The 15083-nt window shown below is 71.1% G+C and carries 12 protein-coding genes, 1 tRNA gene and 1 pseudogene; 7 read left to right on the forward strand and 7 right to left on the reverse strand.

The features are described 5' to 3' along the window. Positions 1 to 90: 90 nt before the first annotated feature. The 3 genes from IE262_RS07915 to IE262_RS07925 all read left to right on the forward strand — a co-directional run bounded on the left by IE262_RS07915 (position 91) and on the right by IE262_RS07925 (position 3516). Complete coding sequence (locus IE262_RS07915; protein WP_189872334.1) at positions 91 to 2037, forward strand: FAD/NAD(P)-binding protein; 1947 nt, start codon at positions 91 to 93, stop codon at positions 2035 to 2037. A gap of 89 nt (positions 2038 to 2126) precedes the next feature. Then, on the forward strand, positions 2127 to 2582 hold the full coding sequence (locus IE262_RS07920) for a DoxX family protein (RefSeq protein ID WP_134031741.1): 456 nt from the start codon (positions 2127 to 2129) through the stop codon (positions 2580 to 2582). Between the two features lie 325 nt (positions 2583 to 2907). Further along, positions 2908 to 3516, forward strand: a complete 609-nt coding sequence (locus IE262_RS07925; RefSeq protein WP_134031738.1) for a DedA family protein — start codon at positions 2908 to 2910, stop codon at positions 3514 to 3516. Between the two features lie 156 nt (positions 3517 to 3672). Here the strand turns inward: IE262_RS07925 and IE262_RS07930 are convergent, their stop codons facing one another. After that, positions 3673 to 3903 carry a DUF2277 domain-containing protein gene (locus tag IE262_RS07930; protein WP_134031735.1) on the reverse strand — a complete coding sequence of 77 codons (231 nt, stop codon included), beginning with the start codon at positions 3901 to 3903 and terminating at the stop codon, positions 3673 to 3675. A gap of 34 nt (positions 3904 to 3937) precedes the next feature. After that, positions 3938 to 4636, reverse strand: coding sequence for a class I SAM-dependent methyltransferase (locus IE262_RS07935; RefSeq protein WP_189872867.1), 699 nt, complete (start codon positions 4634 to 4636; stop codon positions 3938 to 3940). A gap of 172 nt (positions 4637 to 4808) precedes the next feature. Here IE262_RS07935 and IE262_RS07940 point away from each other — a divergent pair, with 172 nt between their 5' ends. Both IE262_RS07940 and IE262_RS07945 read left to right on the forward strand, forming a co-directional pair. Beyond that, positions 4809 to 5168: a DUF8825 domain-containing protein gene (locus tag IE262_RS07940; protein ID WP_189872337.1), complete on the forward strand. Its 360-nt coding sequence runs from the start codon at positions 4809 to 4811 to the stop codon at positions 5166 to 5168. A gap of 228 nt (positions 5169 to 5396) precedes the next feature. Continuing rightward, entirely contained in the window at positions 5397 to 5624 is a 228-nt protein-coding gene (locus IE262_RS07945; RefSeq protein WP_189872339.1) for a hypothetical protein, read from the forward strand. Between the two features lie 307 nt (positions 5625 to 5931). Here the strand turns inward: IE262_RS07945 and IE262_RS07950 are convergent. Further along, positions 5932 to 6003, reverse strand: a tRNA-Val gene (locus IE262_RS07950). Between the two features lie 73 nt (positions 6004 to 6076). Then, positions 6077 to 7610 (reverse strand): annotated as a pseudogene (locus tag IE262_RS07955) (transposase family protein); the annotation flags it as partial. Positions 7611 to 7845: 235 nt separating this feature from the next. Between IE262_RS07955 and IE262_RS07960 the strand changes: the two are divergent. Together IE262_RS07960 and IE262_RS07965 are read left to right on the forward strand one after the other, a co-directional pair. Next, entirely contained in the window at positions 7846 to 9300 is a 1455-nt protein-coding gene (locus tag IE262_RS07960; protein WP_189872341.1) for a coiled-coil domain-containing protein, read from the forward strand. A 147-nt stretch (positions 9301 to 9447) separates the two neighbouring features. Beyond that, positions 9448 to 10011, forward strand: a complete 564-nt coding sequence (locus IE262_RS07965) for a DUF4383 domain-containing protein (RefSeq protein ID WP_134031723.1) — start codon at positions 9448 to 9450, stop codon at positions 10009 to 10011. A gap of 1 nt (position 10012) precedes the next feature. Here IE262_RS07965 and IE262_RS07970 read toward each other — a convergent pair whose 3' ends face one another. From IE262_RS07970 to IE262_RS07980, 3 genes are all read right to left on the reverse strand, one after another. Next, positions 10013 to 11215 (reverse strand): amidase domain-containing protein, encoded by a 1203-nt coding sequence (locus IE262_RS07970; RefSeq protein WP_229877149.1) that lies wholly within the window; start codon positions 11213 to 11215, stop codon positions 10013 to 10015. Positions 11216 to 11307: 92 nt separating this feature from the next. Then, entirely contained in the window at positions 11308 to 12528 is a 1221-nt protein-coding gene (locus tag IE262_RS07975) for a polysaccharide deacetylase family protein (protein WP_229877190.1), read from the reverse strand. 213 nt (positions 12529 to 12741) lie between these two features. Then, on the reverse strand, positions 12742 to 14994 hold the full coding sequence (locus tag IE262_RS07980) for a transglycosylase domain-containing protein (protein ID WP_189872347.1): 2253 nt from the start codon (positions 14992 to 14994) through the stop codon (positions 12742 to 12744). Between the last annotated feature and the right edge of the window lie 89 nt (positions 14995 to 15083).

A 15083-nucleotide genomic window follows, 5' to 3' on the forward strand; every position in this document is an offset into this window, starting at 1 on the left:
GGCCCCGGACGACGGCATGATGAGGCGGACCGTCCGCTTCCAGCGGACGGTTCTCCGTATCGCGCCCTCCATGCACGGGAGTCACACGCCTTGTCCGCAGCGACCGCCGCCCCCGCCGAGGGCCCCTCCGAGGACCCCGCTGAGGGCTCCCCCGAGGCCCTCTCCGTCTCCCTCGCCCTCGTCGGCGCGGGCCCGCGCGGCACCAGCGTCCTGGAGCGCCTGTGCGCCTCCGCGCCCGAGCTGCTGCGGCCGGGAACCCGCCTGACCGTCCATGTCGTCGACCCCGCTCCCCCGGGACCGGGCCTGGTCTGGCGCACCGCCCAGTCCCCTCACCTGCTCATGAACACCGTGGCCTCGCAGGTGACCCTGTTCACCGACGACAGCGTGGACTGCTCGGGCCCGATCCGCCCGGGGCCGAGCCTCCACGCGTGGGCGGCCGGCGAGCTGGGCCCCGACGCGTACCCGACCCGCGCCCAGTACGGCCGTTACCTGGAGTGGGTCTTCAGCGAGGTGGTGCGCGAGGCGCCGCCCGCGATACGGGTCGAGGTGCACACGGCCCGCGCGGTCCGTCTGGACGACGCCCCCGACGGCCGCCAGACCCTCGCCCTCTCCACCGGCCGCACCCTGACCGGCCTGTCCGCCGTGGTCCTCGCCCAGGGCCATCTGCCCACGGTCCCCGACCGCCCCCAGCGCGACCTCGCGTCGTACGCCGGCCGGCACGGCCTGCGCCACATCCCGCCCGCCAACCCGGCCGACGTCGACCTCGATCCGCTCACCCCCGGCGAGCCCGTCCTCCTGCGCGGCCTCGGCCTCAACTTCTTCGACCACATGGCGCTGTTGACCACCGGGCGGGGCGGCCGCTTCGTCCACGGGCCGCGAGGTCTGCGCTATCTCCCGTCGGGCCGTGAGCCGCGCCTGTACGCGGGCTCCCGGCGCGGCATCCCGTACCAAGCGCGCGGCGACAACGCGAAGGGCCCGTACGGCCGTCACACCCCGCTCGTCCTCACCCCCGAGGTGATAGCGGGCTTCCGTAAACGCGCGGACTCGGGCGAGGCCCCCGACTTCCTGACGGAGATATGGCCGCTGGTGGCGAAGGAGGTCGAAACGGTCTACTACGAAGGGGTACTCAGGGACAGCCCCGCCCTCGCCGCCTTCCTCGACCGCTTCCTCTCCGCCCCCCATCGCAGCCCTCAGGAGACCGCGGTCCTCGACGAGTTCGGCGTACCGCACGCGGGCCGCTGGTCCTGGAACCGTGTCGCGCGGCCGTACGGCGACCAGGTCTTCCCCGACCCCGGCGCCTGGCGGAGCTGGCTGCTCGCGTACCTCGCCGAGGACGCGGCCCAGGCCGCGCTCGGCAACGTCGACGGCCCGCTCAAGGCCGCCCTCGACGTGCTGCGGGACCTGCGCAACGAGCTCCGGCTGATCGTCGACCACGGCGGCCTGAGCGGCGTCTCCCGCCGCGACCACCTGGACGGCTGGTACACGCCGCTCAACGCGTTCCTGTCCATCGGCCCGCCCCGCAGCCGCATCGAGGAGATGGCGGCCCTGATCGAGGCCGGGGTCCTGACGGTGGTGGGCCCCCGCCTCCACGTGGTGCCGCGGGACGGGGCCTGGCACGCGCACTCCCCCGATGTCCCCGGCTCGGCCGTGCGCGCGACCACCCTCATCGAGGCGCGCCTCCCGGAACCGGACCTGCGCCGGACCGCGGACGAACTCCTGGCCCGGTTGCTGAAGGCGGGTCAGGCGCGCCCGCACACCGTCGACGGTTACGAAACCGGAGGGCTGGACGTAACACGGCGCCCGTATCGTCTGATCGACCGTCACGGAGCCGTGCACACACGGCGGTTCGCGTTCGGTGTGCCCACGGAGGGCGTGCACTGGGTGACCGCGGCCGGGGCCAGACCGGGCGTGGATTCGGTCACACTGTCCGACGCCGACGCCGTGGCCCGAGCGGCACTGCACGCGCTCGACCAGCAAGCGGAAGGCCGCGCAGAGACGCAGGCATGGCCGAATGTTGAACTTGCAAGCATAGATTAGGTCGACCTAACGTGGGCTACCGATCGGTATCCGTCCCCACCGGCCCTTCACCAAGAGGACCGGGAAACCAGACCGAGGGAGTCCCCCACATGACCGGACGCCTCAACAGCGCCCAGCCTTACGCCATCGGCCTGTTCCGCATCGTCATCGGCCTGCTGTTCGCCTGCCACGGCGCCATGGCACTCTTCGGCGCCTTCGGCGGCGTGGACGGCAACGGCGCCACCGCCGAGGCCGGCGCCTGGCCCAACTGGTACGCGGCCGTCATCGAACTCATCGGCGGCAGCCTCGTCCTGCTCGGCCTCGGCACCCGTGCCGCGGCGTTCATCGCCTCCGGCGCCATGGCCTACGCGTACTTCAAGGTCCACCAGCCCCAAGCCCTGTGGCCCATCGAGAACAAGGGCGAGGGCGCCGCGATGTACTGCTGGTCGATGTTCCTGCTGGTCTTCACGGGTTCGGGCGCCTTCGGTATCGACCGGTTCCTCGCGAGCCGTTCGGCCGCGTCCGCGAAGAAGCCCGCCTCGGACCAGGCAGCCGTGGCGGCCTGACCCGCGCACCACTCACTCCGGCGCCCGTCTCCGCCCCTGGAGGCGGGCGCCGCCGCATGCCACCGCCCCGCCTGCCCCGGCGGCATCAGCGGTGAAGTCCAGCCACATCCTGATCTCGGCTTTCTCACAAGCGGAATCCGCGACCGCTGCACCTTCGGGGAACGTTCCGCCCTTCCAGGGCGACAGCCGCGTGAACGGGGCGTGACGGGCACCCGAGCCCCTGTGAGCCGTCCGTCACACCCGGGGCGTACGCTGTCTGGCTGTTGCAGGCCGCCCCGGTGTTCCCGGTGACCGGCGGCCCACGGGGGAGTCAGGGGAGTTGTCGGTGCTGGAGAGCGTGGGGTCGCTGACGGCCGGCCCATGGATCTATGCCGTGGTGGCCGTCTCCGTCCTCCTGGACGTGTTCGTCCCGATCCTGCCGAGCGGCGTCCTGGTCATCACGGCGGCGACGGCGGCAGCGGCGGGCACGGCGACGGGTGCGAACGACGTCCCGGACATCCTCGCCCTCCTCCTCTCCGCGGCGACCGCCTCCGTGCTCGGCGACCTGGTGGCGTACCGCGTGGCCCGCAGCGGCGGCGAGCGCCTGGACCGCGCCATCGCACGCTCCCGTCGCCTCACCACCGCGCAGGAACGACTCGGCGCGGCCCTCGCCCGGGGTGGCGGCGCCCTCGTCGTCCTCGCCCGCTTCGCACCCGCCGGCCGCTCGGTCGTCTCCCTGAGCGCCGGCGCCGCGGGCCGCCGCGTCCGCGACTTCCTGCCCTGGTCCGTCCTGGCCGGCATCACCTGGGCCACGTTCAGCGTCGCCCTCGGCTACTTCGGCGCGCACTGGCTGGGCGCGACATGGATCGCCACCGCCGTGTCCGTGGGGGCCCTGTTCGGTGCGGGTGCCGGGGCGGCGTTCCTGATGCGGGAACGCTCCGCTGGGGGCCGGTAGGTCGCGTCTGCCGGGTTTCTGTATGTGGGCGTCTGCGGGTTGGTTGTGGCTGGTCGCGCGGTTCCCCGCGCCAGTGAAAGCCTGACGCGCACCCGGCACCGCGACTGCACCGCGCAGGCGCCCAAGCCACAGCGGCGGGAAAGCCCGCCGCCCGGCTCAGCGCGACGCGGGCGCGCGACTCCCCCGCACCTCCAGCCCCGCCAACAACTCCGCCGTGGCCGCGGCCACGGCGTCCACCGCGCGGTCGAACACCTCACGGTTGTGGGCGGCCGGAGCCCGGAAACCGGACACCTTGCGCACGTACTGGAGGGCGGCGGCCCGGATCTCGTCCTCCGTGGCTTCTTCGGGGAGGACGGGCGGACGGAGAGTCTTGATGCTGCGGCACATACGCCCAGTCTGCACCTGAGCATCCCCAAGTTCCTCAGGTCGGGCCGGCCGGCGGTCCTGCGATGCCGATGAGGTTCTCCCCCGAGGGCCGGACGCGGACCGACCAGCCCAGCGCTGTGAGGTCGCGCGCAAGGGTCCCGGCATCGTGGAACACCTTCACGACGCGGTACTCGCTGCCGTCGTCGAGACGGCGCAGCACAGCGGGGACAGGCCCCTCCGTGAGGACTTCCTCGCTCGCGGCCGCGCCCGGACCGTCGTCGACGAAGATCGCTTTGCCACCGGGCGCCAGCATGGCGGCGACGGAGTTCCAGAAGTCGGGCAACCGTGTCGGCGGGACATGGGAGAGCCAGAAGGCGAAGAACACCGTGTCGTAGCGCCGCGACGGCCGCCACTCGAACAGATCGGCCTGGAGGAACTGGACGTTGGGGGACGGAGTACGCGCACGAGCGATGGCCAACACCTCGGCGGATGCGTCGACGGCCGTCACCGAACGCGCGCGGGCGGCGAGCAACGAGGTCCACTGGCCCGTTCCGCAGGCCAGCTCCAGCACGTCCCCGACGACCGGAAGATCGTCGACTGCGGTCAGCAACCGCTGCAGGGCCGCGCGCTCCGCATAGGGCCGGTCGTATACGGCGGCACCCGCGCGGTAGTAGGCGAGCTGCTCCGCCAGAAGGGCGTCCTCTTCCGTCCCTCTCGTCGCCTGCGTGTCCTCAGACCACTGGTGGTCGTGCAAGTGGCTGTCCGATGGCGCCACGGGCGCTCCTTCCCCTGGTGGGATTCCCGACTCGGATCATCAGGTCTGCCCCTGAGGCAAGGTCAACCGCCACCGCATGGCCGCCGGCAGAACCAGACCCGGCCACAGAAGGAACTCGCATCCCAAAATCGAACAGGCGTAGCATTGCCGCGTGGCTGAGACCTATGACTTTCCGAGTGACCTCCTGGCCGGCCAGGAGGAGCTGCATCAGGTCCGGGCCGAGCTGCTGGCCCTGCTGAAGCGGCTCCCCTGGTCGGTCGAGCCGCTGGACGGCTTCAGCGACGACCATGGCTGGCGCAGGATCGAGCGCCCCGCGTCCCCGGGCTGGACGACCGACGAGCAGGCCGAGGTCGAGAAGCTGCGTGAGCGCGAGCGCGAGCTCGCCGTCTTCGTCACCTGCCACCGCTTCTGGGCCGAGGTCGACACCCAGCACAAGGTCGACGCCCGCATGCGCCTCAAGCACGCCCACGAGACGACGAAGACCCCGGACGGAACCGCGGAAGGCACATGAACCCGGGAAGGGACATGATCTTGCGGTTTCGTTCGGATTATCGGACGGACCAGGGCTGGGCGCCCGCCATCATTCACCCCTTCGGCCGCCTGAGGACCGTCCAAGCACCGTTCGCGTGATCCCGGACCGCCGCTCAGCTGACGCCAGGTGGCCGCCTTGTTGCCCGTGTTTTCCCCTTCTCATACGGGGACCGCGACAGACGGTCCCCCTTGAGAGAAAGGGTTCTACATGCGCATCCGTACCATTCTGGCCGCCACCGCACTGACAGCAGCGGCGTTCGCCGGCACGGCAGGCTCGGCACTGGCCGACGACGATTTCGGGGTCAACAGCACCATCCAGATTCCGATCGGCGTGTGCGGCACCGACGTCGACCTGCTGAACATTCCCATCAGCCTCAACTCCACGGGCAACCAGAGCACCGGCAGCTGCGCCTCGGCGAGCAACAGCTCCGGCTGACAGGACCCTGCGTCCGTGAACACCACGCCGCGTCCCCAGCTCCCGGTCAGCACCGGGCTGCCTGGGGACGCGGATTCAGACGAAACCGCCTGACCAGCGATTCGCCATGCGCGTCGCGGCGGGAGGCCCCGAAGGCGCGGAACATCGGCACGCGCATCGTCCAGGCCCACATCCGGATGATCAGGCACAGTCCCCGATCGGCCACTGTGCCTGATCATCCGGATGTGGATTCCATGTGGACTCCGATTACAGGTACAGCCTCCCGGAGAACATTCCGGAAGGCCGCTGACCTGCTACTTAACTTCGGTGGGCACGGACGGTTTCGAACCGCCGACATCCTGCTTGTAAGGCAGGCGCTCTACCGCTGAGCTACGCGCCCGGACGAGTCGACAGCCTACCTTGCCTGGCGGTATGCGCCGCAAACCCGTATCGGAGGATAGCCGTTTCCAACGACTGAGCGGGCGTGCGTCCTGGGACCAGAACCCATGCTCAGCCGCGTGCCCCCTGCGGTGTCGGGCACGCTGGTCACCCACTTTCGCTCCGCTGCCGGGCGGCACGACTCGCGATCGTGGTCCGGGAAGGCGGGCGGGTTTCCTCACGCCGCGGAGTCTCCGATCGGGCCTGGTCGGTCCGATGCCCCGCACGATCACTCCGGTCGTGTGGGGGCGGTGCCGTCCGTCGCCGGATCGGATACCCAAGGGCGCGTCGCCCGATCGCGATGCCGGCCGCATCGTGCCGGGACACCCGGCGGGTGGGGGTGGTCAGCGGCGCCGTCCAGTGCTGAGCACCCCACCAGGAGGTATAGGCCGGATCCACCGCGACCAGCGCGATGTTCTGCTCGGCGGCCGTCGCCACCAGCCGGGCCTTGAGCTTGGCGGTGGGGAAGCGGGAGATCAGACGTCGGAACCGCTTGTTGCGGCCGTGCTTCTCCCGCGTCTTGCCGTCGCTGAAGTCGAGGTCCTCGATCGCGATCGCCGTCGCCCCACAGCGGCGGGTGTGGTGTAGCAGCCGGGTGAGCGCGTGCCGGAGTTGGGCGTCCCGGTGCGCGGTGCTGCCCGACAGGTCGTAGAAGATGCGGCGGGGTTCGCCGACCGGGTTGCCATGGATGTCCAGGTGCCAGGCGACGAGGTGGCCGTCGTTCATGTCCACCGCCACCACGCCCGTGGCGAGGGCTGCTTCCAGCGACAGGACCGCAGCAGGCCTGCGCTGCCAGGACGCAGTCACGTACCAGCGGCCGCGTAGCGGGTCGTGGTGGATGCGGTAGGCCACCGCCCGGTTGTCGCTGATCCGGTCCAGCCATTCCTCGCCGCGGTGCTTGAACGCAGCGGTGGCGTCCAGCAGGTAGCGGCCGTGCGGGGCGTTGGCCAGATGTGTCAGGGCGGCCGGAAGCTTGATCGAGACCTGCCCGTTCTCGGTGATACGGATGGTCTCGTTGCCCAAACGCTTGCCGGACTCTCCGTCAGCGGCCAGGAACATCCGCGACGCCTGCCACCGCTCCCGCCACCCGCGCTCGTCCAGCCCGGCCTCGTCCAGATGGTGGCGCAGGTGTACGAGCTTCTTGCCGCCGCGCACCACGCGCACACCGCCCGCGGCCCAGTCCGCCTCCAGCCTGTCCAGCCGAGCCTTCAACGCGTAGAGGCGGCGGGACTTGGCATGCCACTCCACCCGCGAGCCGTACCCGCGAGGCAGCCCCTCCCGCTTGTTCGCCTTGGCACCCAGCGGACGGGCCAGCCGGGCATCGAGCGCGGCGATCTGACCACGCAGACACGTCATGTGAGCGGCTCGGCCGCGCCGGGCCAGTGCCCACTGGTCATGTGTGGCCTTGGTGATGCTGCCCGCCCACCGGGCCGACGAGACCCCGGACAGCTCCCGCTTGCGGACCGCCCAGGCGTCCGTATCGTGTGCCGGTCCCTGTCGGGAGCGCACTGCTGGATCCCGCGATGCCAGCGAGCCGAGGAATGCACCGACCTCCCGCAGTCCGCCCACCCCTTCACCCCCGGCGTCGAAGACCCCTCACCTGTCCAACGACCCTGGATCCGAAGGTCACGCATTCGATACGAGAACTGCCATTCTGTGCTTTCAATCCCCGTCGCCGTTCACCTGCGATGGTCGCCAATGGCTCGGTCACCGTGCGGACCGCGAACTGAACGCCCCGTGTGTTCGTCCTTGCCAGGTGGGAGAATGACACCTGGCGGAGCGGATCACAGCACGGGAGAGGGATGTGACGGCGATACCACGGCGGCCGGACACACTGTTCGCGTCACGCGCGCAGCACCCAGCGTGTCCCCGCCCGGAGAGGCCGTCCCCGGACCGTGACGCGGCCGGGCGCCGTCGCGGGCCGTCCGGTGCCGCCGGTGCCGCCCGTGACCTGCTGACCCTCGCGGCGCTCCCCGTGCTCGCCGCCCTCGCCCTGCCCGCGGCCTTCGCCGGCGGCGGCACGCGGCGGTGGTTCGGAGGGCGGGCCGAGAGCCAGCGGGCCGAGGCGCAGGCCGCGAAGGACGCCGCGGCGGCGGCCTTCTACGAACTCGACACCGCGCAGCGCGATCTGCGGATCTCGATAGAGACCATCACGGCCGTCGACGACTCCCCCGCCGCCCGCCGTGCCGTGTCGGACTTCGACGCGCTGGGGCGGCGCATCGACGAGGTCAGCCACCAGTACATCAACGCCGTCGACGCCCATGACCTCGACCGGGACGACCTGGAGGCCGCGGTCGCCTCGCGTGCGCGGGCGGAGCTGACCACCGCGAAGGACGAGCTGACCCGGGTCAAGCGGGAGCTGGACCGCTTCGCCGAGGGGCTCGCCCCGCTGCTCGGTAAGGCCGAGACCCAGCTGGCCCGGCTCGCCCCGGCCGTGGAGCGCGCCCGGCAGGCCCTGCTCGCCGCCACCAACGCACTTGACGCCGTGCGGAGTTCTGGGCTCAGGGCCGAGGACCTCGCCGCCCGTCTGGCCGCCCTCGGCCCCGAGCTGACGAAGCTGAACCAGGGCGCCGGACAGCACGGTGTGCAGCAGACGCTGGAGCGTGCCGACCGGGTCGTGCGGGACGCCGAGGCGGTGCGCGCCGAGGCCGAGCGGCTCCCGGAGCGGGCCGCGGAGATCGACCACCGGCTGGTGTCGCTGCGTACGCGTGCGGAGGCGCTGCGCACCCGGTCCGGGCAGGTGGAGCCCGTGTTGAGCGAGCTGCGCAGGCGGTTCACGACCGCGTGCTGGCAGGACCTCCAGCAGGTGCCGGAACAGGCCGTTCGGAGCGTCGCGCAGGCCGAGCTGAAGCTGCGGGAGGCGCAGGCCGCGCGGGAGAAGCAGCGCTGGCCGGACGCCACCTCGCTGCTGTCGACGGTACGGGCGTTGCTGAACAGCACGGACGAGGCGGTCTCGGCGGCCGGTGACCGGCTCCGGCGGCTGAACGCCGTGCAGAAGGACCCGCAAGCGGAGATCGACCGCACCCGGTTCGCGCTCCGCGACGCCCAGCGCCTGGCCATGGCGGGCCGCTCCACGCCCGACCCCCGGCACGCCCGCCCGCTGGACGACTCGGTGGCCCGCCTGGAGCGCGCGGTCGCCACGCTGGAGGGGCGGCATCCCGACTACTGGCACTTCCTGACGGAGACGGAGGCCGTCCGGGCGACGGCGGCCAGGGTGGTGTCCCAGATCCGCGGGGAACGGGGTGCGGGCGGCGCCTGAGGCACTGCGGGTGAGGCAGTGCCTGTGGGGCAGTGCGTGTGGGGTGGTGCGCGCTGTTGGCTCCACGGCCCTGGCGGGCGACTATGGAAGGAAGGGTTGAAGGAAAGAAAGTACGTACGGCCTCCACCACGCCTGAGGGAGGCGGACATGGCCACGCACGCGCACCCCGAGCCCAGGCCGCGGATCCGGCTCGACGAGCATCTGCCGGTCGATCACCGGCTCAGTACGGTCTACCGGGTCGGAGCGGGCCTCATGGGGCTCGTGCTGCTGGCCTTCGGCATCCTGGGCCTCATCAACAAGGTGGGCTTCTTCAGCACGGGCGGGGCCACGGTGGCGGGGCTGAACACGAACGGCACGCTCAGCGTCCTGTCCATCTGCATCGGTGTGCTGCTCTTCGTGGGCATGGTGATCGGCGGCAATTTCGCGTCCACGCTCAACATGGTGCTCGGCGTCGCGTTCATCCTGAGCGGCTTCGTGAATCTGGGCCTGCTGGACTCGAACTACAACTTCCTCGCCTTCCACATGCAGAACGTCATCTTCAGCTTCGTGTACGGGGTGCTGCTGATGACCTTCGGCATGTACGGGCGGGTGGGGACCGCCCTGCCGCACGACAACCCGTACTGGAAGGCCCGCCATCCGGGGTGGGAGGAACATGCGGAGACCGCGGCGGATGCCGGCGCCCTCCCGCGAGGAGAGGACGCCGGCCCCTGACTCAGGTGCGGTAGGCGAAGTACACCGAGGTCGGGTACTGGGCGATGATGCTCGCGACCGACCTGCGGTAGGTGTCCGCGTCGTGGTACGTCAGATACGGCACACCGCTGGAGCTGCGGTACGTCGTCATCATGGAGTGGTCCTTGGACCCGTCCTTGTTGAAGTCGATCTGCATCACGTCACCGACGTCCATCTGGTAGACGTTCGCGAGCGGGGTGGTCCGCTTGGCGGTCTGTGTGAACCAGGACCACTCGTTGACGCCGATCCAGGCGTCGGCCGTACCGTTCGACGCGTAGTACCAGGTGTCGTACTCCTCGGGTGTGACCGTGGAGATCTGCTTCCAGCCACCGGCCAGCAGGCCCTGGCTGAGGTAGTTGGTGCAGTCCCCGCCGAGCGAGTTGTACTTGCGGTACGCGGGGTTGTAGTCCTTCCAGTACTTCTCGGTGTACGTGGCCATCGCCGCGTAGTCGTATGTGCCGCCCGTGAGGTTCTTGGGCTTGGCGGGCGCCGGGAGGGTGGTGGCGGCCTTGGGGGCGTCGATGATGGCAAACGTAGAGACGGGGGCAGCGGGGGCGCCCGGGGCCCGGGAGGCGCTGCTCGCCGTCCCGGGCCGGCCGGCGCTCGTCGCCGCGGCGGGGTCGTTGATCGGCCGGGGGCCGTTGTCCGTCGTGCGCAGGCCGGACAGCTGCCAGGTGCCGTCGGGCTGTGCGGTGAAGGTGAGCTCGTGGTGGGCCCGGAAGCCGGTCGTGGCGGGCTCGTCGCCACGGAGCTTCGCGTAGGTCAGGGTCGTGGTCTCGGTGACCCGGACCGTGGCCTGCTGTCCCCGCACCTGGGTGCTGTCCACGGTGACGTCGGTGTCGGCGTCGGTGTACGCCTCGCCGAGCGCCGCGAGACGGGACCGGGTGTCGCGCAGGGCGGTCAGCGCGGTCCCCTCCGTGCGGCTGACGGCGGCGGACAGGCGTGCGCCGCCCGTCGCCTTCAGGGCCGTCCGGGGAGCCTGGCCCTCGTCGAGCAGGGCGGCCGTACGGTCGGTGAGTACGGCGTCCGCCATGCGGCCGAAGGTGTCGGTGGTCGCGCTGGTGACGCGGGGAGCCTGGGGTGCCGGCTCGTCGGCGGCGTGCGCGGTGGCCACGGGGAGCAGGGTGGTGGAGAGGGTCACCGCCGCCAGGGTGGCGTAGCGGGGGCTCAACGTCCTTGTTTTCACGGGGAGTTCTCCTTGACCCCGGGGTGGTCGGGCCCCGGGGAGGGCATCTTTACATGTCCTCCTCAATCCCTCCACGCCAGGGGTCGCTCGCGTCATTTCACGAGCGTCGACCAGTCCGGTGACTGGGCGGGGTCCAGGGTGCGCAGCCGCTGCAGGGTTTCGGGTTTCTGCACGTCGAGCCAGTCGGCCAGTTCACGGAAGGACACGCAGCGCACGTCCTTCTTGGTGCACACGGTCTCGATGGTCCGGTCGACGGCCCGCATGTAGATGCCGCCGTTCCAGTTCTCGAAGTGGTTGCCGATGAACAGCGGCGCCCGGCTGCCGTAGTACACGCGGTTGAAGCCGGCCATGTAGGTGTCGACGGTCTCCTCCTCCCAGCGCGGGTACTGGGCCGGGTCGCCCTCGACCTGCCCGTCGGACTGGTTGTAGAGGAAGTTGAAGTCCATGGACAGGCCCTGGTACTCGCCCCTCTCGTACGGGAGCAGTTGCAGCGGGAAGTCCCAGATGCCGTTCTTCTTGCCCGGCCATATCTGGAAGTCGCCCTTCGAGCTGGCGTCGTAGCGGTAGCCGTGGTCCTTGGCGGCCTTGAGCAGGTTCTCCTGGCCCTCCAGGCAGGGTGCGCGCCCGCCGACGATCTCCTTGTTCACGTCGAAGGGCAGCGCGGGCAGGTCCTTGTAGCCGGTGTTGGTCTTCCAGTTCCGCACGAAGGAGTCGAACTCGTCGATCTCGGTCTTCCACTCCTCGACGCTCCAGTCCTCGCCGCCCTTGTCGCCGCAGAAGTGGCCGTTGAAGTGGGAGCCGATCTCGTTGCCGTCCTGCCACGCCCTGCCGAGTTGCTCCAGCGTGGTGCGGATGTGCTCGTCGGTGGGGTAGCTGATCGCCGCGGACCCCTTCTCGTGCCGCGGCGGGTCGTAGAGCGTCTTCTTGTCCTTGGGCAGCAGATAGATCCCGGTGAGGAAGAACGTCATGTGGGCGTCGTACTTCCTGGCGAGCTCCCGGTAGTGCGAGAACAGCCGGTCGTCGCCCTCCAGCGCGCCGTCCCAGGAGAAGACGACGAACTGGGGCGGCTTCTCCCCCGGCTTCAGCGGCTCCGGCTTCAACTGCCCTTTCTGTGGGCCGGTGTACGAGGTGGAGCCGTCGCCGATCAGCTTGGTCCGGCCGTCCCAGGCGGGTTCCCCGGTCGCCCCGGGGGAGGGCACCCGGCCGTCGGCGCGGGGCTGTTTGTCGGCGGCGGCGGTGGGTGCGGTGCTGTCGGAGCGGTTCAGTCCCACGAAGGCCGCGGCCGTGGAGGCGGCGACGAGGAGGACCGCCATGGCCAGGAAGCCGGGGCGGGGGCTGCGGGGCGGGCGTGCCCGGCGGCGACCGCGGTGGCCACGGGAACGGCCGGGGGAACGGCCACGGCCGGATGACGACTGCGCACTCTCCTGATGCTGCGCGTGGATACGCGGCTTCGACTTCATGCGGAGCTCAATCTGCGAGGGGGGTGGGGGGTGCGGTGGTGCGGTACTGCGCGCGAGCCGTCGGCGTCAGCCGAGCGGACGCATGGCGCTCGACCAGATGCGGTAGGGAACGTCGGCGGCAGACGCGCCGGCGATGCCCTTGAGCGGCAGCGGTTCGAGACTCTTGGTCAGGTCCATGCGGTAGACGACGACCGCGGTCGACACCGAGCGGTTCGTGCCGACGTACCAGGCCGCGGTGTCGTCCTCGGTGGTGCCGGCCTTCCCGGCGACCTGTGCCGAGGCGGGGGCCGCGGTGGGGTGTGCGCCGCGGAAGGAGTCGGTGAGCGCCTCGGTGACCTGGCGGGCCACCTCGGGGCGCACCGCGCGGCGCCGCTCGGGCGCCTCCAGTACGACCCGGGAGCCGTTGCGGGTGATCCTGCGCACGGAGTACGGCTCGGTGTGCGTCCCGCCGGCGGCGAACGTGGCATACGAACTCGCCATGCGGATCGCGCTCGGTGTGGAGGTGCCCAGGGACAGCGCGGGCACCTGCGGTCCCATGCTGGCGGGCAGCAGGCCGATCGCCTCGGCGGTCTCGCGCACCCTGTCCAGGCCCGTGTCCATGCCGAGTTGCATGAAGGGGGTGTTCACGGACCGGGCGAGCGCCGTGCGCAGGGTGATGTTCCCCCAGGACTTCCCGCCGTCGTTGCGGGCGATGACCTTGTTGCCGCTGCGGTCCCAGTAGGGCCCCTCGGGTGTGGTGACCGGGATGCCGTCGTCGCCGTCGTAGACGGACTGCGGAGTGACACGTGTCCTCGGGGCGCCGCGCTCCTCGCTGACTCCGTGCTCCAGGCCCGCCGCGTACACGAGCGGCAGGAACGCCGAACCGGCCGGAACGGTGGTGGCGTTGGACTCGTTGAAGCCCTGCTCGCGGTGGTCCGGTCCGCCGTGGACGGCGAGGATACGGCCGTCGGCGGCCACCGAGGCGGCTCCGTAGTGCGCGGCCTTCGCCTTGCCCGGGGAGTTCTCGATCGCCTTCTCGCGGGCCTTGGTCACGGCCTCGGTCAGGGCGGTGACCCGTTTGCGGTCGAAGGTCGTGTAGATCTGGTAGCCGCCCCGGTCGAAGTCCTTCTCGGGGATGCGTGCGGCCTTCTTGGCGTACTGGGCGGCCAGTTCGACCAGGTAGTCGCTCTGCCGGCCGGTGTCGTACGCCTGGGACTGGTCCAGCGGCTGGGGGAAGGTGCGGTACTTGGCGCGCTCGGTCTTCGTCAGCCGGCCGATGCCGACCATGCGGTCCAGGATCCAGGACCAGCGTTCCTCGGCCCGTGCCTGGTTGGCCTCGCCGAGCGCCGGGTCGTAGAGGCCGGCGCCCTTGAGGAGGGAGGCGAGGAACGCGGCCTCGCTGACGTTGAGTTCGCCGACGTCCTTGCCGTAGTACGCCTGCGCGGCCCGCTGGATGCCGTAGGTGCCGCGGCCGAACCAGCTGGTGTTGAGGTAGCCCTCCAGGATGGTGTCCTTGCTCGTCCGGCTGTCGAGCTTGAGGGCGATCATCGCCTCGGTGAGCTTGCGGCCGACCGAACGGTCCTGGGAGAGGTAGACGTTCTTGACGTACTGCTGGGTGATGGTGGAGCCGCCCTGTGTGTCGCCCTCGCCGACGGTGCGCCACAGGGCGCGGGTCAGTCCGCCGAAGGAGATGCCCGGGTCGGAGTAGAAGCTGGCGTTCTCCGCCGCCAGGACCGCCCAGCGGACGTCCTCGGGGATGTCCTTCAGTGGCATGGCCTGCCGCCGCACCCAGCCGGTACGGGCCATGGGGGTGCCGTCCGACCAGAAGTAGACGTTGTCCTGCTGCGTGGCGAAGGTGTTCAGGTCCGCGGGGATGTCCGTGGCGGCGTAGGCGGCGGTCAGGAGCGCGCCACTGAACCCGGCGGACACCAGCGCGGCGCCCAGCGACTGGCGCCAGGAGGGCACCCAGCGGCGCCAGCCGGTGCGGCCCGGCCGTGGATACCTCGGGCGGAGCCGGCGGGCGGCCGGCGCCCAGCGCTGGACGAGGCGTAAGGGGGCCGGCGGAGGGGCCGGTCTGCGGCGGGTGCCGCGATGGCGCGATCCCGTCCCCTGCGTGGCCGGCCGGCGCACGGTTCGCCCCGTTTGCGTCTCCGGTAAGCCGAGCGTGGAGCCAGTCCCCGTGCCGGTCGGGCCGGCGGTCCCCGTGCCGGTCGCCGCAGCGGTCGGGGTACCGCGCCGCCACCAGCGCGTCGGTGCGGCCCGACGGCGGCCTGAGCGACCGCTGTCCCGGCTAGCCACGGCGGGCTCCGGGGCCCGGACGGTCCAAGGGGTGCACGGCATTGGTCCGATGCCGAGCGGTGGTCACAACTGCGTCTCCCTCCGCACATGGAATCGCACGCGTGGACAGACGCAGCCGCCGAAGACGCGAC

The sequence above is a fragment of the Streptomyces bluensis genome (genome assembly GCF_014650715.1).
GTDB classification, from domain to species: domain Bacteria; phylum Actinomycetota; class Actinomycetes; order Streptomycetales; family Streptomycetaceae; genus Streptomyces; species Streptomyces bluensis.

Coding starts and splice junctions, on each gene's coding strand:
- IE262_RS07920 (WP_134031741.1), top strand. CDS start 2,127: ATGACCGGACGCCTCAACAGCGCCCAGCCTTACGCCATCGGCCTGTTC.
- IE262_RS07930 (WP_134031735.1), bottom strand. CDS start 3,903: ATGTGCCGCAGCATCAAGACTCTCCGTCCGCCCGTCCTCCCCGAAGAA.
- IE262_RS07945 (WP_189872339.1), top strand. CDS start 5,397: ATGCGCATCCGTACCATTCTGGCCGCCACCGCACTGACAGCAGCGGCG.
- IE262_RS07965 (WP_134031723.1), top strand. CDS start 9,448: ATGGCCACGCACGCGCACCCCGAGCCCAGGCCGCGGATCCGGCTCGAC.
- IE262_RS07975 (WP_229877190.1), bottom strand. CDS start 12,528: ATGGCGGTCCTCCTCGTCGCCGCCTCCACGGCCGCGGCCTTCGTGGGA.
- IE262_RS07980 (WP_189872347.1), bottom strand. CDS start 14,994: ATGCCGTGCACCCCTTGGACCGTCCGGGCCCCGGAGCCCGCCGTGGCT.